This window comes from Streptomyces antibioticus (assembly GCF_002019855.1).
In the GTDB taxonomy this organism is placed as follows: domain Bacteria; phylum Actinomycetota; class Actinomycetes; order Streptomycetales; family Streptomycetaceae; genus Streptomyces; species Streptomyces antibioticus_B.
In genome coordinates, this window is record NZ_CM007717.1 from 904,048 (window position 1) to 926,001 (window position 21,954).

A 21,954-nucleotide genomic window follows, 5' to 3' on the forward strand; every position below is an offset into this window, starting at 1 on the left:
CGGGCCGACAGCACGGTCCGCACCGTGACCACGCCCGCCCGGAGCGCGATCCGACGCGTCCCCAAACCGCCCATCAGCCGTTACGGTGTGCCTGGACCTCTCTCGCACACGCGTCCGGGGTCCGCCGACAGGCGGCAGTCCAGGCCGGGGGCGATCGGGTTCGGGGGGACGGTGGGGTCCACGGGTTCCACGAGAACGGTGCCGGTGCCCGGCGCGGGCGCCGACGGAGAGAGACGCAGCGTCTCCGACGCGGCGGGCGTCGCGGTGCTCGGCGCCTGCGCCGCCTGGTCGCTGGTCACCGCGGCCGTGCACGACGGACGCCCCGAGGGTGTGCTGCTCGCGGTGCTGGCCGTGACCGCCGGGTACGCCGCCGGACGGATCCTCGGCGTCCTGCTGCCGGTCGCCACCCCGGCCGCCGCCGCGCTGGGCGGGGTGGCGATGACCGTCGCGCTGCCCCGGCTCTCCCCCGGCCCCGAGTTCGCCTCCCCGCTGGGACACGCGGGCGCCACGGCGGCGGTGCTCACCCTGTCGGCCGGCGCCGCGTGCTGCGCCGCCTGGGCCACGCCCGTCCCCGCGCTACGGCATCTGCTGCGCCTGCTGGCCGCGGGGATCGTGTTCTGGGCGGCCGCCCGGGGCGCGACCACCGCCGTCGTCCTGTGCGGTGCCGTCCTGCTGTGCTCGGTGGCCGTGGGCCAGGCCCGGCGCCGCGGCCCCGTCCTCGTGGGCCTCGCCCTGTCGGCGGCGCTCGTGACGGGCCTGACCTGGGCGGTCGCCGGGAGGGTCCTGCCCGCGGGGCTCACCGGGGCGCTGGAGGACGAGCTGACTGCGCGCCGGGTCGACCTGTGGCGCGACGCGCTGACCCTGGCGCACGGGGACGCGGGCGTGGGCGTGGGTCCGGGCCGTTTCGGGGAGCTGAGCGCGACGGCGGCGCAGTCCCCGCTGTCCGACGGCAAGCCGCACTCGGCGCCGCTCCAGTTGGCGGCGGAGCAGGGTGTCGTCGGGGTGCTGCTGCTCGCGGCGGCCTTCTGCTGGGTGCTGTTCGCGCTCTGGCGGGCGCCGCGCCCCACGCCGGTCGTCCTCACCACGGCCGCCACGCTCACCGCGCTCGCGGCACTGGCCGCGGTCGGCAACGCGCTGAGCTTCACCACGGTGTCGGTCGGCGCGGGTCTCCTGGCGGGCCTGGCGACGGCCCGCCCCCTCACCGCCGTACCGCCACCCGTGTCACCACCGGTCCCCGCCCCGCGCATCCCGTAGGGGTCAGCGCGCGGCCCCCGGTGACGTCTCCGTGCCGGTCCCCGTGCCCGTCCCGGTCCGCAGCCTCGCCTTGATGGCGACCACGGCGGCCTCCGCGTCGTCCACGGTGATCGTGAAGGTGTGCCCGTCCCACAGGCGCAGGACCACGCCCTCGCCGCGCCGTACGACGACGGCGGTGCCCTTCTCCGGGCGCCAGCGGTAGCCCCAGCCGCCCCAGTGACGCGGGGTGACGAGCGGTTCGAACTCGGCGCCGGCGACATGGGACAGCGGGATACGGCGGCGCGGGAGTCCGATGTGGCCGCAGCGCACCTCGACGGACTCCTTGTCGAGTCTGAGGTCGACATGGACGAAGGCGAGGGTGCCGAAGAGGACCAGGAGCCCGGCGGCGATGCAGCCGACGACGGACATGACGAGCGGGGCGCTGCCGGACGTCCAGGCGGAGTCGACGGCCAGCAGGATCCCGAGTGCCACACACGCGGCACCGACCAGCGCGAGCGCCCACTGGAGCCGGTTGGTGGCGCGGCCGGTCCAGACATCGGGGTGCGGGGTGTCCCCGCCGTGGGGGTGGTCCCTCATGTTTATGAGATTACTCAGGTTTCGCTGCGCGGGTAGCGCGTCGCACAGGGTCACTGGGCCGGCCGGGGGTGCGGACGGCCGGATCCCGTCACGCTCGGCCCCGCCCGGTCACTGGGCCTGGGTGACCGCCTGGAGCAGCCGGCCCTCGGCGTACGTCAGCGCGGCCGCCGGCAGGGCGGACTCCCGGCCGTTGAGCAGCACCGTCACGCTGCCGACGGCGGGCGCCTCGGGCGCGGGGTGCGAGCCGATGCGGCGCAGCGCCTGCGCGGCCACGGCGCCGGCCGAGCCGTGCAGCACGAGCGGCGGCCGGCCGGGGTGGTGGAGGGCGGCGCGGATGCGGTCGGCGACGAGTTCGTAGTGGGTGCAGCCCAGGACGACGGTCGTGACGTCGTCGGGGGTGAGGGCGGCGGCCGCGGCGACGGCACCGGCGATCGCCGGCTCGTCCGCGTGTTCGACGGCCTCGGCCAGGCCCCAGCAGGGCACCTCGGTGACGTCGACTCCGGCGGCGAAGTCGTCGATGAGTCCGCGCTGGTAGGGGCTGCCGGTGGTGGCGGGGGTCGCCCAGATGGCGACGGGTCCGCCGCCGGCCGCGGCCGGTTTGATCGCGGGGACGGTGCCGATCACGGGAACGTCCGGTTCCAGGTGGGTCCGCAGGGCGGGCAGCGCGTGCACGGTCGCGGTGTTGCAGCCGACGATCAGGGCGTCCGGCCGGTACGCGGCGGCGGCCTCGGCAACGGCCAGGGCGCGGCCGGTGAGGTCCTCGGGGGTGCGCGGGCCCCAGGGCATGCCCTCGGGGTCGAGGGAGAGCACGAGATCGGCGTCGGGCCGCAGACGCCGTACCGCGGCGGTGGCCGCCAGCAGCCCGATTCCGGAGTCCATGAGCGCGATCTTCACCCGGCCACCATAGACGATGTGGCCCTGCCGCCCGCCGGGGTGGGGCAGACTGCGCGGGGTGAGCGCCCTCGTGTGGATCTCCGCCGCGTCGCTGGCGGCCTGGCTGTGGCTGTTGCTCTGTCAGGGCTTCTTCTGGCGTACCGATGTCAGGCTGCCGCCCCGCCGGGACCCCGAGGCATGGCCGCCCGTCTGTGTCGTGGTCCCCGCGCGCGACGAGGCCGAGGTGCTGCCCGCGAGCCTGCCGTCGCTGCTCGCGCAGGAGTATCCGGGGCGGGCGGAGGTCTTCCTCGTCGACGACGGCAGCACGGACGGCACCGGGGACCTGGCCCGCGCCCTCGCGGAGCGGACCGACGGGCTGCCGCTGACCGTGACCTCACCCGGGGAACCGCCTGCCGACTGGACCGGGAAGCTGTGGGCGGTGCGGCACGGCATCGCCCTGGCACGCGCGCGTGAGCCCGAGTACCTGCTGCTGACCGACGCCGACATCGCGCACGCGCCGGACAGTCTGCGCACGCTGGTGGCGGCCGCGCGCACCGGCGGCTTCGACGCCGTCTCCCAGATGGCGCGGCTGCGGGTCGCGAGCGGCTGGGAGCGGCTGGTCGTACCGGCCTTCGTCTACTTCTTCGCGCAGCTCTATCCGTTCCGCCGGATCGGGCGGCGCGGCACGCGTACGGCGGCCGCGGCGGGCGGGTGCGTCCTGCTGCGGGCGGAGGCGGCGGAGCGGGCGCGGATCCCGGAGGCGATCCGGCACGCCGTCATCGACGACGTGGCGCTGGCCCGCGCGGTGAAGGGGAGCGGCGGGCGCATCTGGCTGGGGCTGGCCGACCGGGTGGACAGTGTGCGTCCCTATCCCCGGCTGCACGACCTGTGGCGGATGGTCGCGCGCAGCGCCTACGCCCAGCTCCGGCACAATCCGCTGCTGCTGGCCGGCACGGTCGCCGGGCTCGCGCTGGTGTACCTGGTCCCGCCGTTCGCGGTGGTGGCGGGACTGGTCGCGGGCGACACGGCGGCGGCGGTGCTCGGTGCTCTGGCGTGGCTGGTGATGAGCGGGACGTATCTGCCGATGCTCCACTACTACCGGCAGCCGCCGTGGCTCGCCCCGCTGCTGCCGTTCACCGCGTTCCTCTATCTCCTGATGACGGTGGACTCGGCGGTGCTGCACCACCGGGGGCGAGGTGCGGCCTGGAAGGGCCGCACCTACGCGCGTCCGGACGCCCTCACGGAAGAGGGCTGAGGAGAGGTACCGACGCGGGCGGGGCTACTTGCGCCCCGGTGTCCAGTTCATCCCCCAGCCGTAGGCGTAGTCCACGGTCCGCTGGGGGCTGACCCCGCGCTCGGGCACCAGATAGCGGGCCTCGCGCTGGACGACGAGGTCGCCGCCGGTGTTGGTGATCAGCGCGAGCGCGCACACGGTGGAGGGCACGGTGCACTCGTCGAGGGAGAAGTCGATCGGGGCGCCGAACTGGGGGTGAAGCGTGACCGTGGCGTGCAGGTCGGCGAAGGAGCGGGCGCCCTCGTAGACGGTCACGAAGACGAGGATGCGCCGGAAGTCGTCGCGGTGGTCGAGGTTGATGGTGAGGTTCTCACCGCTCGACACCGCCCCGGTGCGGTCGTCGCCGTCGAGATGGATGTACGGCGGCTGGTGCAGGGCGCCGAAGGCGTTGCCGAGGGCCTGGACGACACCCTTGCGGCCGTCGGCCAGCTCGAACAGGGCGCACAGGTCGAGGTCGAGGTCATTGTGGAGGGCGACCGCGCGGCCGCGCTTGCTGCCCCACCCGGAGAACTGCTTGCGCACCTCCCAGTTGAGGTTCACGCGCATGGCGCCGGAGGTGCCGCCCTGCTTGGTGAGGGACACCGAGGGGGACGACTTGGTGAGCGTCACCTTGGTCAGCCGGACCGGCGCGCCGGGCGGCGCCGGGGGCGGGGGCGGCGGCGGAGGCGTGTGGTGGTGCGGCGGGGGGACGGTGACGGGGAACGCGGGCATGGTGGGCTGCTGGGGCGCGGGCGTGTGCGTGGGGGCGGCGGGCTGCGGCCAGGCCGGGGGCTGGGGTGTCACCGGGGGCTGGGGCGGCGGCGCGGGGGTCTGCTGCGGCGCCGTGTGCTGGGGTTCGTCGACCGTGATGCCGAAGTCCGTGGCGAGGCCCTCCAGGCCGGTGCCGTAGCCCTGTCCGACCGCCCGGAACTTCCAGGCGCCCTGGCGGCGGTAGAACTCCCCCAGCACGAAGGCGGTCTCGACCGTGGCCCCGGTGGAGTCGAAGCGGGCGACGACGGCGCCCTGGGCGGCGTCGCGGACCTCGATGTAGAGGTCGGGCACCTGGGCGAAGGTCCCGCCGTCGGCGGACGCGGCCAGGACGACGGTCTCGATCGCGGGCTCCACGCGCGCGAGGTCGACGAGCAGGGTGTCGGTCACCCGGCCCGCGGCGTCCCGCTTGCCCTCGTGCCGGACCGCGCCGGAGGAGTGGGCCGGCTGGTTGTAGAAGACGAAGTCGGCGTCCGAGCGCACCTTCCCGGACACCAGGAGCAGTGCCGAGGCGTCCACGTCGGGCACTCCCGGGCCGGCGCGCCGGCCCAGCTCCACCCGCAGTGCCGTCGTGGGCACCGGAACATTGGCCCCCTTTGACATTGACATGTCCGCCCCCTCGCGTGTCTGCACCGGGCCGCCCGTCCCGGCGGTTGTCGGGTTCTCTACCCGCTCAACCTATTGCGAGGGACCGCGGACGCCCATCCGGGGGACGGGACCGGTCTGCTCCGATCCCCGGGTAACCGCCCCGGAACTCGGCTTTTACATGATCAGAGCGCTGTTTGCCGCCCCTTTTTCCCATGTTCGCTCGCATTGGGGATCCGGGGTCACCCCGGACACGGAAAACAACCCTCTTATCGGTCTCCCCAACCAGCACATCGTGGGCTTAACTTATGGCCATGACCTCCCCCCGCTCCACTTATGGCGGTTACTACTCCGCTTTTCCGGACACTCCGATCTACGACTCGCTCGTGGCCGAGCGGGGCACCCCGCAGATCGCCCCGATCCGGGTCCCCGCCGCGTACGACACGGGTATGAGCAGTCATCTGCCCGCGCTGCCGTCGGCACTGCCCGCCCTCCCGGCGGCCCCGTCCCAGCCGTCCTACGGCTACGGATATCCCCAGGCGCAGCAGCCCGCGCCGCTCCAGCAGGCGCCCGCCGCCTACATCCCGCAGCAGGCCCCGCGCGGCTATCCGGCCCCGCAGCCGCAGCAGCCCCGTCCGGCGGCCCCCATGGGCTACGAGGCGATGCGCCCCGCGGCTCCCCGGCCCGTCCAGCCGCAGTACCAGGATCCCTACAACAACAACCAGCAGTACCGCGGTTACTGAGCCGCCCCGGGGTCGTCGCTGCCGCCTGGCAGGATGACGCCATGGGCCACGCGCAACTGCTGTCGATCCACATCCATCCGGTCAAGGCGTTCCGGGGGCAGTCGCTCCGGGAGGTCGTCGTGGAGCCCTGGGGGCCGGCCGGAGACCGACGCTGGGCACTGATCGACGACGGGGGAAGGGTCGTCACACAACGCCAACAGCCACGCCTCGCGCTGGCCGCCGCCGAGCTGCTGCCCGACGGCGGCCTGCGGCTGTCCGCGCCCGGCCTCGAACCGCTGACCGTGCCGGTGCCGGAGCCGGGGGACACGGTCTCGATGGAGATCTTCCGGGACAAGGTGGAGGGAGTCCCGGCCGGCGACGCGGCGGACGCCTGGTGCAGCGCCTATCTGGGGGCCGAGGTCCGGCTGCTGCACCTGGACGATCCCGCGGCCCGCCGGCCGGTCGACCCGGAGTACGCGCGGCCCGGCGAGACCGTCTCCTTCGCGGACGGCTATCCGCTGCTGGCCGTCTCGGCCGCCTCCCTGGACGCGCTCAACTCCCTGATCGCCGCCGGTGACCACGCCGTCGAGGGCCCGCTGCCGATGAACCGTTTCCGGCCGAACGTGGTCGTGGGCGGCACCGAGCCGTGGGCCGAGGACGACTGGACGCGCGTCGAGATCGGCGAGGTCGCCTTCCGGGTCGCCAAGATGTGCGGGCGGTGTGTCGTAACCACCACCGACCAGAGCACCGCGGCCCGCGGCAAGGAACCCCTGCACTCCCTGGGCCGGCACCGCCGGATCGGCGGCAAGCTGGTCTTCGGCCAGAACCTGGTGCCCCTGAACCGCGGCACGATCCGGGTCGGCGACACGGTCCGGGTCGTCACCTGACCGCCTGACCCCGCGCCATGACCTTCCCGGCCCCATGCCCGTTGAGCCGTTGAGCGGCGGGCGGCCGTACCACCGAACGGATCCGGCCGATGTCGGGCCGGGGCCCGCCGCGCGGGAACCGCCGCCGGGTGCCGGAGCGTTGGGCGTAGCGGGAAGGGGGTACGGGGACAGGTGCGAGCGATGGGCGGCCTCTGGCGCTGGCGGAACAACCCGCTGCGCCGGACGACGGATCTGGTCGAGGCGTGGGTGGCGCTGTCGGCGCTGCTGCTGATCCTGCTCGCCGCCCCCGTCATGGGCTCGGTCGTCGGCACCCTCGCGCAGGACGCCCTCCAGGACTCGGTCCGCGAACAGCACCGCTCCCGCCATGTGGTCATGGCGACCGTGGTGAAGGAGGTGACCCGCGCGCCCCTGGAGGCCGACCCGGAGGCCGCCTCCGGGCGGAACTCGCTCAGCCGGGTCGTCGCCGACTGGACCGCCCCCGACGGCACCGCGCGACACGGCGCGGTGCTGGCGAATCTCAGAACCCCCCATCAGGGCGATCACTTCGCGATATGGACGGACGACCACGGCTCCCTGGTGGCCCGTCCGCTGGACTCCGCCACGGCCACGACACACGCGGTGCTCGCGGGCTTCGGCGCCGTCCTGATCACCGTCGCCGCGGTCGAGTGCGGCCGGCGTCTGATCGTCTGGCAGCTCGTCCGGCGCCGGTACGCCCGGTGGGACCAGGCATGGGACCGAGCGGGTCCGGACTGGGGCCGTACCGGTACCGGCTGCTGACAGCCTGGCGTCTTAGGTCAACCCAGCGCCGGTCCGCACGCTACGGTGGACCGGCCGCATGATGCGGCATCAACCCGCGTACGACGAGGTGGGGGCACATCAACGCCATGGCACAGGGCACGGTCCAGGTGACGCACACCGGCACGTCGAGGTGGCGGCGCCGCACGGGTGAGTACGCATCGCTCGCCGCCGCCCTGGAGGCCGCGGCCGAGGGCGACGTCCTCACCATCGCTCCCGGAACCTACCGGGAGAACCTCGTGGTGCAGCGGTCGGTGACCCTGCGCGGCCCCGAGGGCCTGCCCGGTTCGGTGCGGATCGCGCCCGTCGACGGGGTGCCGCTGACCGTGCGCGCCTCGGCGGTGGTGCAGGACCTGCATGTGGAGGGCCAGGACGCGGCGGCGCCCGCCGTGCTCGTCGAGGAGGGCACGCCCGAGCTGCTCGACCTGCGGATCGTCACCCGCTCGGCGGCCGGTGTCGAGGTGCGCGGGCGCGCGCGGCCGACGGTCAGGCGGTGCACCGTGGACAACCCGGCGGGCATCGGCATCGCCGTGGCCGACGGGGGCGGCGGGGTCTTCGAGGACTGCGAGGTCGTCGCGGCCGGACAGGCGGGCGTGGCGGTGACCGGGGGCGCGCACCCGCGTCTCGAGCGCTGCCGGGTGCATCACACCTCGGGCAGCGGTCTGAGCGCCACCGGTGACAACTCCGCGCTGGAGGCGGTCGGCTGCGAGATCTACGAGGTGCGGGGCAACGGCGTGCAGATCACCGCCCGGGCCAGCGCGCACCTCACGGACTGCGAGGTGCACCGCACCACGGCCGACGGGGTCACGCTCGACACGGACGCGGTGCTCACGCTGGCCGACTGCCGCATCCACGACATCCCGGAGAACGCGGTGGACCTGCGTTCCCGTTCCGTTCTGACGCTGACCCGCACCACGGTGCGTCAGTTCGGGCGCAACGGACTGTCGGTGTGGGACCCGGGCACGCGCGTGGACGCCAACCAGTGCGAGATCTTCGACAGCACCGGCGACTACCCGGCCGTCTGGGTCAGTGACGGCGCGACCGCCGTCCTGGACGCCTGCCGGGTGCACGACGTGCCGGACGCGCTGTTCGTCCTGGACCGGGGTTCGCGCGCGGACGTCGTCGACAGCGATCTGTCCCAGGTGCGCAACACGGCGGTGTCGGTGAGCGACGGCGCGACCGCCCAGCTCGACGACTGCCGGATCAAGGACGCGGCGACGGGCGCCTGGTTCCGCGACCACGGCAGCGGCGGCACCCTCAACAACTGCACGGTGGAGGGCGTCCAGACCGGTGTGATCGTCACCAAGGGCGCCGATCCCACCGTCGAGCGCTGCACGGTCGACTCCCCCGCCGAGGCCGGCTTCTATGTGTCGGCGGGCGGCCGCGGCACCTTCCTGAGCTGCCGGGTGACCGACAGCGGCGGCTATGGCTTCCACGTGATAGACGGTTGCCGCACGACCCTGCGCCGCTGCCGTACGGAGCGCTGCTCGCGCGGGGGTTACGAGTTCGCGGACGCGGCGCCCGGTTCGGGGCCCGTGGTCGAGGACTGCGCGAGCGACGAGAGCGTCGGGGTGCGCCCTGCCGCGCGGGAGACGGCCCTCCAGAGCAGTCTGCCGTCGGCGCCGCTGCTGGGCGCGCTGCCCGGGCAGCGGCCGACCGTGCCGGAGGAGCGGCCTGCCGCCGCGCCCGAGGCCGAACCGGAGGAGCCGGCGCGGGACTCCAAGGACGTGATGGGTGAACTCGACGCGCTGGTGGGCCTGGAGAGCGTCAAGCGCGAGGTGCGGGCGCTGACCGACATGATCGAGGTGGGCCGGCGCCGGCAGCGGGCCGGTCTCAAGGCGGCCTCGGTCAAACGGCATCTGGTGTTCACCGGCTCCCCCGGCACCGGCAAGACGACCGTCGCCCGGCTCTACGGCGAGATCCTCGCCGCGCTGGGCGTGCTGGAGAAGGGGCATCTCGTCGAGGTGTCCCGGGTCGACCTGGTCGGCGAGCACATCGGCTCCACGGCGATCCGCACCCAGGAGGCGTTCCAGCGGGCGCACGGCGGTGTGCTGTTCATCGACGAGGCGTACGCGCTCTCGCCGGAGGACGCGGGGCGGGACTTCGGCAAGGAGGCCATCGACACCCTGGTGAAGCTGATGGAGGACCACCGGGACGCGGTGGTGGTGATCGTCGCGGGCTACACGGCCGAGATGGAGCGGTTTCTGTCGGTCAACCCCGGTGTGGCGTCCCGTTTCTCACGGACCATCACCTTTGGCGACTACGGTCCGGAGGAGCTGCTGAGGATCGTGGAGCAGCAGGCCGAGGAGCACGAGTACCGGCTGGCGGAGGGCACCACGGAGGCCCTGCTGAAGCACTTCACCGAGTTCCCCAAGGGTCCCGCCTTCGGCAACGGCCGTACCGCGCGGCAGACCTTCGAGGCGATGGTGGAACGGCACGCGGGCCGGGTCGCCCAGGTCGCGGACCCCTCCACCGACGATCTGACGCTGCTGTACCCGGAGGATCTGCCCGCGCTCCCCTAGGGCGGATCCCCGTCCTGCGGCACGGTGCGGGGTGCCGGGACCTCCGGGTGCAGGCGGGCCAGCAGACGTTCGCGTTCGCGGGCGAAGGCCGGGTCCGCCTGGTAGTCGGAGTGGCCGAGGACGGGCCCGGGCAGCGGGTGCTCCTCCGTGCGGCCGTAGGCGAGCGGGTCGGCGAGGGGCTCGTGGTCGACCTCGGGGCCGCAGTCGTCGCCGGACAGCCGTACCGGGCCGCCGATGGGGTCGGTGCGCCGGTAGAGATTGCGCCAGCAGTCGATGTCCCGGTGCAGGGCGGCGAGCGCGGCGGGTCCGAAGTGGGCCGGGAACCAGCGGCCGTAGAGGCGCTCGATCGGGGAGCCGTAGGTGAGCAGGGCGACGCGGCCGCGGTCGGAGGGGCGCAACTGCCAGGAGGCGGCGGCCGCGAGGACGCTGCCCTGCGAGTGTCCGGAGATCACCAGGCGTCCGCCGGTGGCGCGGGTCCAGGTGGCCATCCGCCAGGTGAGGTCGGGCACCGCGCGTTCGGCGTAGCAGGGCGGGGCGAAGGGGTGGGCGGCGCGCGGCCAGAAGGTGCCGACGTCCCAGAGGATGCCGATGGTGCGCCGGGCGCCCGCGTCCTTGTAGGCGCGCCGGCCCCAGGTGACGAACAGTATGAAGCCGAGGCCGATCAGCCAGGAGCCGAGCGCCTGCGCGGTCTGGGCGGCGCCCTGGACGAAGGCGGGGGCGTCCTCCGTGGCCCGCACCGGTGTCCGGCCCGTGCCGAAGGCCCCGGCGAGCGCGCCGGCCCCCAGCAGCAGGGTGGCGGCGGAGGTGACGCCGACGACGAGGGGGCCGCGGTCGGTGAGCGTGGCCATGGCGCGGGCGCGGGCGATCCGGCCGGTGCGGGCGGGGTCGCCGGGGTCGGCGCCGTACTCCCGGGCGACGGCGGCGCGCTCGGCGCGGGTCAGCCGCACGGTGCGCCGGCCGAGCAGCGCGCACAGCGCCAGCAGCACGACGAGCAGGACGGGGATGACCGACGCCTGCCAGGTCAGCACCACGGGCGGCCCGTCGAGGAAGGTGCCGGTGCCGTCCAGCCAGTCGGAGACCCGCTGGGAGACACCGCCGGACATCACCCCGCCGAGCGCGCACGCCAGCATGGTGACGGCGGGCCCGCCGAGGCCGCGCAGCGCCGACCGCCCGCCGGGGGCGGCGCCCGCTCCCGACCGGTGCAGCACATGCGCGACGGCGGCGAGGACGAGGACCACCGCGCCCTGGGCGAGGGCGATCGCGCCGAAGGTGGCGTCCCCGGGCAGCCGCCCCTCGGACCGCCAGCCCGGGCGGGACCAGCCGGCGTACACGACCGTGAGGGCGAGGAGGACGAGGGCCGCCAGCGGGAGGCGGCGCACCAGATGGGCGTCCACCCGGCGGTCCAGCCGCCGTTCGCTGCGGCCGCGGCGGCAGACCACCCAGACCACGGCCAGCGCGCCGCACACCAGCGCGGTCTCCAGGGCCCGGCCGAGCACGTCGAGCGCGAGGGGGCCGCCCGGCCGGCGGTCCTCGCGCGCGGCCGCCGTCCCGACCGCCGCGGCCACCGTGAGCAGGGCGGCCGCGGTGTGGGCGGCGCGCAGCCGGGCGACCAGGCGGCGGCCGTACCAGAAGCCGGGCCGGCTCAGCGCCGTGTGGGCGGGGCCGCTCTCGGGTTCGGGCGTCCGGTCGAGGGGCTCCTGCGACTCGTACGCCCGCCAGGTGCGGTGGGAGAGGTACCAGAGCAGGCCGGTCAGCGCTCCCGGCACCAGGGCGGCCAGGGCGAGACGGCGGCCGGGCGGGCTCCACCAGCCGCCCCGGGACACCTCGGGCGACAGGAAGCCCAGCCAGGAGTGCCGCTCGGCGCACGCGCGCGTACCCGCGCACTGCCAGGCGGTGAGGTCGAGGGCGACCTCGCAGGCCGCGGCGACCAGCAGCACCGTCAGACTCAGCCCGGCCAGCCGCACCAGCAGCCCGTAGCAGCGGACCACACGGGTGCGTCCGGCGCCGGCGGGGCGCATCCAGTGGGCCAGGTTGACCACCATGAACGGCAGCAGCAACAGCCACAGCGCGCGGGTGCCGTTCCCGGAGGTGAGGTTGGACCAGACGTACGCCTCGGGGACGGGACGGTCACCGCGGCCGCCGTCCGCACCGCCCCGGCCGTCGGTGTCGACGTCGTCGGCGCGGCGGTAGACGGCCGCCGTGTCGTCGCCGGTGACCCGGACCGTGCGCGGGTCGTTCAGCATCTTCTCGGGCGTGGCCCCGCCCACGCCGTGCACCAGCAGTTCCAGGGCCGCTCCGCCCCGACGGGAACGTTCCACCGCTCGCACTTCCCCCGTGACCCCGTGACACGCCGTCGACATGTGTCCGTGCGCGCACCAGGATCGTCCCTCCGGGCACGGTACGCACCCCTCGTCACCGAATCTCCTCCTGTCCGGGTGACGGGACCGCCCGATCCGGTGACCCGGCCGTCGGGCCCCAACCCCCGGGCCGAGACTGGCATGCACGCGACGGGGCGAGCGAACGGCCCCGACGCTCTCGTGCGAGGATGGGACGCCCGCGCACCGTGGCCAGGCAGAACACCGTCGCCGCCGCGGACGGGCGGGCCCGTCGGACGTGTGAGGAAAGGACCGGAGCGTACGTGAGCGAGAATCAGAACCTCCTCGCGGAGCAGCGCCGCGCCCTGATCCTGGACGAGGTGCGGCGCCGGGGCGGCGTCCGGGTCAACGAGCTGACCCGCAAGCTGGGCGTGTCGGACATGACGGTGCGCCGCGATCTCGACGCGCTGGCCCGTCAGGGTGTGCTGGAGAAGGTGCACGGCGGCGCGGTGCCGGTCGTGGAGGCCAGCACCCACGAGCCGGGGTTCGAGGCGAAGTCCGGTCTGGAGCTGACCGCCAAGGAGGACATCGCGCGGGCCGCCGCCGAACTGGTCGCGCCGGGCAGCGCGATCGCCCTGTCCGGCGGTACGACGACCTTCGCGCTGGCGCACCGGCTGGTGGACGTACCGGATCTGACCGTGGTGACCAACTCGGTGCGGGTGGCGGACGTCTTCCATGTCGCGCAGCGCACCTCGGGCCCCCGGCAGGGCGCGGCCACGGTGGTGCTGACCGGCGGGGTGCGCACGCCGTCCGACTCGCTGGTCGGGCCGGTCGCCGACCAGGCGATCAAGGCGCTCCACTTCGACCTGCTGTTCCTCGGGGTGCACGGGATATCCGCCGAGGCGGGCCTGTCGACGCCCAACCTGGCGGAGGCGGAGACCAATCGCCGTCTCGTGCGGTCGGCGCGCCGCGTCGTGGTGGTCGCCGACCACACCAAGTGGGGTGTGGTGGGCCTGAGTTCGTTCGCCGAGCTGGAGCAGGTCGACACGCTGGTGACGGACGCCGGGCTGCCGGGCGCGGCGCGCGCGGAGATCGGCGAGCATCTGCGCCGGCTGGTGGTGGCGGGCCAGCCCGATGAGGGTGCAGACATCTGACGGACCGGCGGTTAGGGTGGCGCACCCGTTCTCCCCCACCTGGGCACGAGGAGGTTGTGCGCATGGCTCGCCGACTGCGTCCCGAAGGGCTCGACTTCGCCGGGACCGCTCCCGTACGGCTGGTGTTCACCCGTGAGGTGTCCGCCTCCCCGGAGCGGGTGTTCCGGGCGCTCGCGCACGACGTCCCCGGCTGGGCCGCGTGGTTCCCCGCGGTGACCTCCGCGCGGCCGCTGGACGGCGGGACGGGCAGAGACGTACGGCTGCGGGGCGGTACCCGCTTCCAGGAGACGGTGCTCGCCGCCGAGGAGAACGAGCTGTACGCCTACCGGGTGGACGTCACCAACGCGCCCGCGATCCGGGCCCTGGTGGAGGAGTGGCGGCTCACGCCGGCCGGTGCCGGGACCCGGGTGCGGTGGACGTTCGCGGCGGACGGCCCGGCGGTGTTCCGCGCCGGGCTGCGGCTGGCCGGGCCCGGCCTCGGACGCTCCTTCCGGGGCGCGGTGGCGAAACTGGACCGGCGGCTGACCGCTGTGCCGTGACGGTCGCGTCACCACCGTGCCGTGACGGTCGCTGCTATTCGGGCCAGACGCCCGTCGCCAGCAGGGAGTCGATGGCCTCGCTGTACGGGCCGATGTCCAGGCCCTGTTCGGCCAGCCAGGCGTCGGAGTAGTACTTGTCGAGGTAGCGGTCCCCGGGGTCGCACAGCAGGGTGACGACACTGCCCCGGCGGCCGTCGGCGACCATCTCGGCGACGATCTTGAGGGCGCTCCACAGCCCGGTGCCGGTCGAGCCGCCCGCCTTGCGGCCGATGGCCCCTTCCAGCGCGCGGACGGCGGCGACACTGGCCGCGTCGGGGACCTTCATCATCCGGTCCACGGCGCCCGGCACGAAGCTGGGCTCCATGCGGGGCCGTCCGATGCCCTCGATACGGGAGCCGCAGTCGCAGGTGACGTCCGGGGCGCCGGTGGTCCAGCCCTCGAAGAAACAGGAGTTCTCGGGGTCGGCGACACAGATGCGGGTGTCGCGCTGGGTGTAGTGGACGTAGCGCGCGAGGGTCGCCGAGGTGCCGCCGGTGCCGGCCGTGGCGACGATCCAGGCGGGCTCCGGGAACCGCTCCCGCTCCAACTGGCGGAAGATGGACTCCGCGATGTTGTTGTTGCCGCGCCAGTCCGTGGCCCGCTCGGCATAGGTGAACTGGTCCATGTAGTGACCGCCGGTGTCCGCGGCGAGCCGGGCGGACTCCTCGTACATGGTGCGGGAGTCGTCGACGAAGTGGCAGCGTCCGCCGTGGAATTCGATGAGCCGGATCTTCTCGGGGCTCGTGGTGCGCGGCATGACGGCGATGAAGGGCACGCCGATCAGCTTGGCGAAGTACGCCTCGGAGACGGCCGTCGAGCCGCTGGACGCCTCGATCACCGGGCGGTCGGGGCGGATCCAGCCGTTGCAGAGGCCGTAGAGGAAGAGGGAGCGGGCCAGGCGGTGCTTGAGGCTGCCGGTCGGATGGGTCGACTCGTCCTTGAGGTACAGGTCGATGCCCCACGCGTCCGGGAGGGGGAAGCGCAGCAGGTGGGTGTCGGCCGAGCGGTTGGCGTCGGCCTGCACCCTGCGGACGGCCTCTTTCAGCCAGTCGCGGTAGTCGGCGTCGCTGTGGTCGACGTCGAGGGTGGCACCGGTCCGGGTGGTGCGGGGGGTGGTCACGGCGGGGCTCCTTCGCACAGCGCGCGAACGGCGTGTCGCACGGTCGGCACCTCGATCATAGGCACCTTCGGCACCGCTTCTCACCTGCATAAACACATATTTGGGAGCCTCAAAGGGAGGCTGGGGAGCGAGGCGCCCGGCCGACCGGAGCCGGGGGCGCGTGGCGGCTGCGGGCGGGGTGCGGGGGAGGTGCGTGGGGGGCGCATTCACACGCGTGCTCCCCCGGGACGGGGTCGGCCGTCATGTGTACTGGTGCTCGACGCCCGGCGGGGGCAGACTGCACCGCGCGGGGCGAAACTCCCGGACCGGGCGAAAGGGCCTGCGCGGGGGACCCACGCGGTGCCGCCCCGGAAGGGCGCACCATCGCGCGAAAGGGGGCGGACAGGCATGGCGGAGCCGGAGTTCACGGCGACGGGCGTGCGGATCGGGAAGCGGCTGCGCTCGCTCACCCGGGCCGGGCAGGTGCGGATCAACGACGGCAGGGTGGAGCTGCTCACCAGCTACGGCAGTGAGATCGACAGCGCGCCGGTGCAGGCGGTCCGCGCCTCCCGGCCCTGGTTCGCCCCGGAGGACCGGGCACTCGCGGACCTCAACGGCAACCGGTATCTGCTCACGCTGGGTGACCACGACCCGGCTCCGGGCGAGCCCGGACCCCCTGCGGCGAGCCGTTTCATCGAGGCCGTGCGGAGGGCCGCGGGCCGTCGGTGAGGCGGCGTGAGGCCCGCTCCGACGCGGCGCGAGTTGCGCCGCGGCATCCCCTGCGTCACGCTGTTCTCACGTCACTCTGGGTTTACCGGCGATAACGCTGCGAACCAGCCCGCCGGCCATGACAGCAGGCGGCCGCGTTGCGCAGCAGCTCTGCTCGTTCCGATCCGAACTCCGTGTTCTTCCGGACCTCAGTCGGGGAGTCGCAGCCGTGATCAGCAACCCAAGCAGGCACTGCGCGGTGGAGCTCCATGCCCTGCCGTCGCGGATCGGCCAGGTCCGCAGAATCGTATCGGCGCAGTTGCGCTACTGGCATCTGGATCCGTTGATAGACCGGGCGGCGCTCGGGGTCACGGAGCTGTTGACCAACGTCCACCGGCACGCCCAGCCCGACAAGCTGTGCGTCGTGGAGATGGAGCTGCTCCTCGACCGGCTCACGGTCTCCGTGCGGGACCACGATCCGCGGCTCCCCGTGGTGGGAGCCGTGGACGAGGAGGCGCTGGCCACCTGCGGGCGCGGGCTCGCCATGGTGGCCGCGGTGAGCGAGAGCTGGGGCGCGCGGCCGGACGGCGAGTCCGGCAAGGTCGTCTGGTTCACGCTGCCCGCCGCGATCTCCCCGCCGGAGCGGGTGGCGCGTCCGCCGCGCCGTACGCCCCTGGAGCAGGTCGCGGCCCGGTTCCCGGAGGTCGTCTCCGTGGACGTGCACGCCCCCGCGCCCGCGCCCGCCCACTCGGCCCCTGTGGGCTGACCGGGCGGGACGGTGACCGGGCGGGACGGTGGCAGGGCGGGACGGTGGCAGGGCGCGCGGTCGTCACGCCGTACCGCTCCCCCCGGCCGTCCGGCCGAACTGCTCGTCCAGGACGGACAGCCGGCGCCAGTACTCGTCCTCGTCGATCTCGCCGGACGCGAAGCGCCGGCCGAGGACGGCGAGGGGCGAGTCACCGGTGGGTCGCGGGTCCGCCGCCCGCCACGGGCCGCGCCGGCCGCGCCACACCGTGCGGCGCAGCAGCGTGACGACGCCGACGACGACGGCCGCCCAGATCAGCGGGAGGAACAGGATCCACGGTCCGGGACCGCCGCCGTCCCAGTTCGCCAGGGTGTTCATCTCGGTCAACTCCTCGGTGAGGTCGTGAGGTCGTCCTTGCTGCCTCGACGGTCTCTCACGGAGCGGGTCCGGGTCGTCCTACGCCCGGCGGCAGTACGGGTACCTCCCGGGGAGTAGCCGAGTCTTGAGACGACCGCCCGCTCCGGACGGCCGGTGGCCCCGGCCACCACGCCGAGACGGACGCCGTGGCCCCGGCCCACCTCGACGGACTCTCGCGGAAGCGGCCCGGTCGGCCCACGGACAGTGGGTACCTCCCGGGGAGCAGCCGGGTCCTGGGGCGACCGCCCGCTCCCGACGGCCGGCGGCCCCGGCCACCGCGTCCAGACGGCCGCCGTGGTCGCGGCCCACCTCGGAGGCTCCGGTCGGCCCGCGGCCGGTGGCCGTGCGGGTGCCTCCCGGGGGGAGCCGGGTGCTGGGACCCGCGTCTCAGGCGGGGTCGGTGAAGCTTGCGAAATACGCGGCGGCCATGTCCTCGTCGCCGTGGCCCTGTGCGGCCGCTCTCTCCAGGCGGTCGGCGGTCGCGGACGCGACGTCGAGGCGGACGCCGTGGTCGCGGCCCGCCTCGACGATCAGCCGGGCGTCCTTGGCGGCCGTCGTGACGGCGAACTGGGCGGGCGACAGCCGCTCGTCGAGCACCAGCCCGGTCTTGGCGCGCAGATAGCCCATGTCCAGCGGGCCGCCGGCGATCAGCCCGAAGAACGCCTCCGGGTCGACGCCGAGGGCCTGGGACAGCGCGAGCACCTCGCCGGCCGCGGCGGTGGCCGCGAGGACCCAACTGTTGGCCACCAGCTTCAGCCGGGTCGCACTGCCCTCGCGGCCGTCCTCGCCGGTCCACACCGTGCGGGCGCCGATCGCGTCGAACACGGGCGCCACCGCGTCCCGGTGCGCGGGCGGGCCGGCCGCCAGGACCGTCAGCAGGCCGTCCTCGGCGGGCCCGCGGGTGCCCAACACCGGCGCGTCGAAGAACACCAGTCCGTGCTCGGCGGCGAAGTCGGCCAGGTCCGCGATCGCCTCGACGCCGGCGGTCGTGGACTGCGCCCAGACGGCACCCCTGCGCAATGCGGGCGCGGCCTCGCGCATGACCTCCAGGGCGGCGGGGCCGTCGTACAGCATGGTCAGGACCACGTCCGCGTCGCGCACCGCGTCGGCGGGCGTGGCGACGACCGCGACGCCGTCCGCGGCGAGCGGTTCGGCCTTGGCGCGGGTGCGGTTCCAGGCGCGGACGGTGTGTCCGGCGCGGGCGAGGTTGCGGGCCATGGCGGCGCCCATGATGCCGGTGCCCAGGACGCTCACGGTGATCGTGTCGGTCATGACGCCAACCTACTGCGGCCGCCGTTCAGACCTCGGCGAGCGCCGCCAGCGGGTCGTCGAGCACCGGCTGCCAGGCCAACTCGGCCGCCCCGGCGAGGCTGTTGTGGTCGAGGGAGCAGGCGAGGATGGGGACTCCGCCGCTACGGCCCCACAGGCTGCGGTCGGCGACGACGGCGCGCAGCCGGTCGGGGTCGGCGTCCAGGAGGGTGCGGTGCAGTCCGCCGAGGATGATCCGGTCGGGGTTGAGGATGTTCACCAGCCCCGCCAGACCGAGCCCGAGCCGGTCGATGAGGGCCTCGGCGGCCGTGCGGACGACGGGGTCGCCGTACTCGTCGCGGATCAGGTCGTTGGCCTGCTGGAGCAGGGAGCCCTCGGGGCCGGGGTCGCGTCCGGCGGTGGTGAGGAGGGCGAGCGGGTCGGCCTCGACGTCGAGGCAGCCCCGGCTGCCGCAGTGGCAGGGGCGGCCCTCGGGGTTGACGGTGAGGTGGCCGACCTCCAGGGCGAGGCCCGAACTGCCGGTGTGCAGACGGCCGTCGAGGACGAGCGCGCCGCCGACGCCCCGGTGTCCCGTGGCCACGCACAGCAGGTCGCGGGCGCCGCGTCCGGCGCCGTGCCGGTGTTCGGCGAGGGCGGCGAGGTTGACGTCGTTGCCCGCGAACGCGGGCCCGGTGATCCCGGCGTCCCGGACGCACGCGGCGAAGATCTCCCGCACCGGCGCGCCCACCGGCCAGTCGAGGTGGAGGGGGTTGAGGGCGAGGCCCTCGGGTTCGGCGACGGCGGACGGTACGGCGAGCCCGGCGCCCACGCACCGGCGCCCGGTGCGGCGCAGCAGCTCGGCGCCCGCCTCGACGGCGGCGCCCAGCACCTTCGCCGGGTCGGCGTCGACGGCCTCGCAGCTCGGGGTGGTGGCGACGATCCGCCCGCCGAGGCCGACCAGCGCGGCCCGGAACCCGTCGGAGTGCACCTGGGCGGCCAGGGCGACCGGACCGTCCTCGGCGACCTCCAGCCGGTGCGAGGGGCGGCCCTGGGAGCCGGCGGCGGCGCCGGGCCGGGCGTCGACCCGGATCAGGCCGAGCGCCTCCAGTTCGGCGGCGACCGCGCCGGCCGTCGCGCGGGTGACGCCGAGTTCGGCGGTGAGCACCGCGCGGGTGGGCGCCCGTCCGGTGTGCACCAGCTCCAGCGCGGGTCCGAGCGCACCGCGCCCCCGGTCCAACCGTGCCCTCGAGGTGGTCCCTTCCCCCGCCGGCCGGGGGTCCGCCTTACCGCTCATGAGGGCGAGTCTCCCATGATCCGCTCCCGCGCCGACGCCGGGGAAGGCGCTTGCCGTCCTCACGCCGGTCCCGCCCCGCGGGGGCTGAGCTGCGGCTCGGCTAGCCTTGCCCCACGATGAACGACCGTATGACGATGCCGCGGGGCGACGACCGCATGACGACGCCATGGGGCGAGGTCGCGCTGACCCGCCATCCCGTGGATCCGCGCGACCGGCTGCGTGCCTGGGACGCCTCCGACGCCTATCTGCTCCGGCACCTCGCGGAGCAGGACGTTCCGCAGACCGGCGCGGTCGTGGTGCTCGGGGACCGGTGGGGGGCGCTGGTGACGGCGCTCGCGGCGCACGGGCCGGACCGGAGTGCCGGCTCCTCGCTGACGCAGATCACCGACTCCTGGCTGGGGCAGGAGGCGACCCGGGCGAACCTGGCGCGGGCCGGCGTGGAGCCCGGTGCCGTCCGGCTGCTGACCACCCAGGACCCGGTGCCCGAGCGCATCGACGTGCTGCTGGTGCGGGTGCCGAAGAGCCTCGCCCTGCTGGAGGACCAGTTGCTGCGGCTGGCACCCGCCGTGCACGCGGGGACGGTCGTGGTCGGCACCGGCATGGTGAAGGAGATCCACACCTCGACGCTGCGGCTGTTCGAGCGGATCCTGGGCCCGACCCGGACCTCCCTCGCCGAGCAGAAGGCCCGGCTGATCCTCTGCACGCCCGATCCGTCGCTGCCCCGCCCGCAGACCCCGTGGCCGTACGTCTACGACCTGCCGGCCGATCTCGGCGGGCTCGCCGGCCGTCCGGTGGTGAACAACGCCGGGGTGTTCTGCGCGGACCGGCTCGACATCGGCACCCGGTTCTTCCTCCGGCATCTGCCGCCGCCCGGCGGTGCCCGGCGGGTGGTCGATCTGGGCTGCGGCAACGGGATCGTCGGTACGGCGGTGGCGCTGGCCGCCCCGGAGGCCGAGGTGCTCTTCACCGACGAGTCGTTCCAGGCGGTGGCCTCGGCGGAGGCGACCTACCGGATCAACGAGGCACCGGGGCATGCCGAGTTCAGGGTCGGGGACGGTCTGGAGGGGGTGCCGGACGACAGTGCGGACCTCGTGCTGAACAACCCGCCGTTCCACTCCCACCAGGCGACGACCGACGCGACGGCGTGGCGGATGTTCACGGGGGCGCGGCGGGTGCTGCGGCCGGGCGGCGAGCTGTGGGTCGTGGGGAACCGGCATCTCGGCTACCACGTGAAGCTGAAGCGGCTGTTCGGGAACTGCGAAGTGGTCGCCGGGGACCCGAAGTTCGTGGTGCTGAGGTCCGTCAGGAAGGGCTGAGCAGCCGGGCGAGGCGTTCCACGGTCCGGGCCATCGCCTCGCGGGCCGCGCTCAGATAGGTGCGGGAGTCGACGGCCTCGGGGTGGGCGGTGAGATGGTCCCGGATCGCGGCGGTCATGGCCTGGTTGAGGGCGGTGCCGATGTTGACCTTGGTGATGCCGCCGGTGACGGCGGCGGTCAGCTCGTCGTCCGGGACGCCTGAGGAGCCGTGCAGGACGAGCGGTATGTCGAGGGCGGCGGCGAGGCGTCCGAGCAGGGCGTGATCGAGGGTGGCCGTACGGGTGGTCATGGCGTGGACGCTGCCGACGGCCACGGCCAGCGCGTCGACGCCCGAGTCCGCGACGAACGCCCACGCCTCGGCGGGGTCGGTGCGGGCGCCGGGCGCGTGCGCGCCCTTGCCGCCGATCTCTCCCAACTCGGCCTCGATCCAGAGCCCTTGGGCATGTGCCCGGTCGACGGCGGCGCGGGTCGCGGCGAGGTTCTCGTCGTACGGCAGCCGGGAGGCGTCGTACATCACGGAGCTGAACCCGGCGTCGGCGGCCTGGTGCAATAGCGCGTCGTCCTGGACGTGGTCGAGGTGCAACGCGACCGGTACGGCGGAATGTTCGGCGGCGGCGGCCGCGGCGCGGGCCAGCGGCAGCAGGCGTCCGCCGCGGAACTTGACGGCGTTCTCGCTGACTTGGAGGACGACGGGCACCCGGGCGGCCTCGGCGCCGGTGACGACGGCCTCGACGTGCTCCAGCGTGATGATGTTGAAGGCGGCGACGGCGGTCCGGGCCGCGCGGGCGCGGGTGACCAGTTCGCCGGTGGTGGTGAGGGGCACGG

20 protein-coding genes are annotated in these 21,954 nt (G+C 74.5%); 11 read left to right on the plus strand and 9 right to left on the minus strand.

The genetic code is table 11. From position 1 onward, the window contains the following. The first annotated feature begins 204 nt into the window (after nt 1-204). Nucleotides 205-1,254: an O-antigen ligase family protein gene (locus tag AFM16_RS04010; protein WP_078632420.1), complete on the plus strand. Its 1,050-nt coding sequence runs from the start codon at nt 205-207 to the stop codon at nt 1,252-1,254. Between the two features lie 3 nt (nt 1,255-1,257). Here the strand turns inward: AFM16_RS04010 and AFM16_RS04015 are convergent, their stop codons facing one another. Both AFM16_RS04015 and AFM16_RS04020 read right to left on the minus strand, forming a co-directional pair. Next, nucleotides 1,258-1,830, minus strand: a complete 573-nt coding sequence (locus tag AFM16_RS04015) for a hypothetical protein (RefSeq protein ID WP_051780471.1) — start codon at nt 1,828-1,830, stop codon at nt 1,258-1,260. A 108-nt stretch (nt 1,831-1,938) separates the two neighbouring features. Then, the gene (locus AFM16_RS04020) at nt 1,939-2,724 is read right to left on the minus strand and encodes a glutamate racemase (RefSeq protein ID WP_078632422.1); all 786 of its coding nucleotides are present in this window, start codon (nt 2,722-2,724) and stop codon (nt 1,939-1,941) included. Between the two features lie 16 nt (nt 2,725-2,740). On the opposite strand from AFM16_RS04020, the gene AFM16_RS04025 reads away from it, so the two are divergent. Continuing rightward, complete coding sequence (locus AFM16_RS04025) at nt 2,741-3,958, plus strand: glycosyltransferase (RefSeq protein ID WP_179123246.1); 1,218 nt, start codon at nt 2,741-2,743, stop codon at nt 3,956-3,958. Nucleotides 3,959-3,982: 24 nt separating this feature from the next. Here AFM16_RS04025 and AFM16_RS04030 read toward each other — a convergent pair whose 3' ends face one another. Further along, complete coding sequence (locus AFM16_RS04030; protein ID WP_030787093.1) at nt 3,983-5,347, minus strand: TerD family protein; 1,365 nt, start codon at nt 5,345-5,347, stop codon at nt 3,983-3,985. Between the two features lie 296 nt (nt 5,348-5,643). Between AFM16_RS04030 and AFM16_RS04035 the strand changes: the two genes are divergently transcribed. The 4 genes from AFM16_RS04035 to AFM16_RS04050 all read left to right on the plus strand — a co-directional run bounded on the left by AFM16_RS04035 (nt 5,644) and on the right by AFM16_RS04050 (nt 10,255). Next, entirely contained in the window at nt 5,644-6,072 is a 429-nt protein-coding gene (locus AFM16_RS04035; RefSeq protein ID WP_030787090.1) for a DUF6643 family protein, read from the plus strand. Nucleotides 6,073-6,113: 41 nt separating this feature from the next. Next, nucleotides 6,114-6,938, plus strand: coding sequence for an MOSC domain-containing protein (locus tag AFM16_RS04040; protein ID WP_030787088.1), 825 nt, complete (start codon nt 6,114-6,116; stop codon nt 6,936-6,938). Between the two features lie 180 nt (nt 6,939-7,118). Next, the gene (locus tag AFM16_RS04045; protein ID WP_030787084.1) at nt 7,119-7,715 is read left to right on the plus strand and encodes an Rv1733c family protein; all 597 of its coding nucleotides are present in this window, start codon (nt 7,119-7,121) and stop codon (nt 7,713-7,715) included. Nucleotides 7,716-7,822: 107 nt separating this feature from the next. Beyond that, complete coding sequence (locus AFM16_RS04050; protein WP_030787080.1) at nt 7,823-10,255, plus strand: right-handed parallel beta-helix repeat-containing protein; 2,433 nt, start codon at nt 7,823-7,825, stop codon at nt 10,253-10,255. On the opposite strand, the gene AFM16_RS04055 is transcribed toward AFM16_RS04050, so the two are convergent. After that, the gene (locus AFM16_RS04055) at nt 10,252-12,615 is read right to left on the minus strand and encodes a hypothetical protein (RefSeq protein ID WP_078632426.1); all 2,364 of its coding nucleotides are present in this window, start codon (nt 12,613-12,615) and stop codon (nt 10,252-10,254) included. The two genes, AFM16_RS04050 and AFM16_RS04055, sit on opposite strands and share 4 nt — an antisense overlap. A 278-nt stretch (nt 12,616-12,893) precedes the next feature. Here AFM16_RS04055 and AFM16_RS04060 point away from each other — a divergent pair, with 278 nt between their 5' ends. Both AFM16_RS04060 and AFM16_RS04065 read left to right on the plus strand, forming a co-directional pair. Continuing rightward, entirely contained in the window at nt 12,894-13,724 is an 831-nt protein-coding gene (locus AFM16_RS04060; protein WP_078632427.1) for a DeoR/GlpR family DNA-binding transcription regulator, read from the plus strand. Between the two features lie 62 nt (nt 13,725-13,786). Further along, nucleotides 13,787-14,263 carry an SRPBCC family protein gene (locus tag AFM16_RS04065; protein WP_078632428.1) on the plus strand — a complete coding sequence of 159 codons (477 nt, stop codon included), beginning with the start codon at nt 13,787-13,789 and terminating at the stop codon, nt 14,261-14,263. 34 nt (nt 14,264-14,297) lie between these two features. Here AFM16_RS04065 and cds1 read toward each other — a convergent pair whose 3' ends face one another. Then, nucleotides 14,298-15,422, minus strand: a complete 1,125-nt coding sequence (gene cds1, locus AFM16_RS04070; RefSeq protein WP_078632429.1) for an L-cysteine desulfhydrase Cds1 — start codon at nt 15,420-15,422, stop codon at nt 14,298-14,300. Between the two features lie 387 nt (nt 15,423-15,809). On the opposite strand from cds1, the gene AFM16_RS04075 reads away from it, so the two are divergent. Together AFM16_RS04075 and AFM16_RS04080 are read left to right on the plus strand one after the other, a co-directional pair. Then, nucleotides 15,810-16,130, plus strand: coding sequence for a hypothetical protein (locus tag AFM16_RS04075; RefSeq protein WP_030787065.1), 321 nt, complete (start codon nt 15,810-15,812; stop codon nt 16,128-16,130). A gap of 208 nt (nt 16,131-16,338) precedes the next feature. Then, complete coding sequence (locus AFM16_RS04080; protein ID WP_179123249.1) at nt 16,339-16,875, plus strand: ATP-binding protein; 537 nt, start codon at nt 16,339-16,341, stop codon at nt 16,873-16,875. Nucleotides 16,876-16,938: 63 nt separating this feature from the next. On the opposite strand, the gene AFM16_RS04085 is transcribed toward AFM16_RS04080, so the two are convergent. The 3 genes from AFM16_RS04085 to AFM16_RS04095 form a co-directional block, all read right to left on the minus strand. Then, on the minus strand, nt 16,939-17,232 hold the full coding sequence (locus AFM16_RS04085) for an SHOCT domain-containing protein (protein WP_078632430.1): 294 nt from the start codon (nt 17,230-17,232) through the stop codon (nt 16,939-16,941). A 426-nt stretch (nt 17,233-17,658) separates the two neighbouring features. Then, nucleotides 17,659-18,543: an NAD(P)-dependent oxidoreductase gene (locus AFM16_RS04090; RefSeq protein WP_078632432.1), complete on the minus strand. Its 885-nt coding sequence runs from the start codon at nt 18,541-18,543 to the stop codon at nt 17,659-17,661. A 25-nt stretch (nt 18,544-18,568) separates the two neighbouring features. Beyond that, nucleotides 18,569-19,813, minus strand: a complete 1,245-nt coding sequence (locus AFM16_RS04095) for an ROK family protein (protein ID WP_030787056.1) — start codon at nt 19,811-19,813, stop codon at nt 18,569-18,571. Nucleotides 19,814-19,968: 155 nt separating this feature from the next. Between AFM16_RS04095 and AFM16_RS04100 the strand changes: the two genes are divergently transcribed. Further along, a complete protein-coding gene (locus tag AFM16_RS04100) occupies nt 19,969-21,129 on the plus strand; it encodes a methyltransferase (protein ID WP_078636826.1) in 1,161 nt (386 codons plus the stop codon). Here the strand turns inward: AFM16_RS04100 and AFM16_RS04105 are convergent. Then, complete coding sequence (locus AFM16_RS04105) at nt 21,116-21,952, minus strand: class II fructose-bisphosphate aldolase (protein WP_078632434.1); 837 nt, start codon at nt 21,950-21,952, stop codon at nt 21,116-21,118. The genes AFM16_RS04100 and AFM16_RS04105 overlap by 14 nt on opposite strands. Between the last annotated feature and the right edge of the window lie 2 nt (nt 21,953-21,954).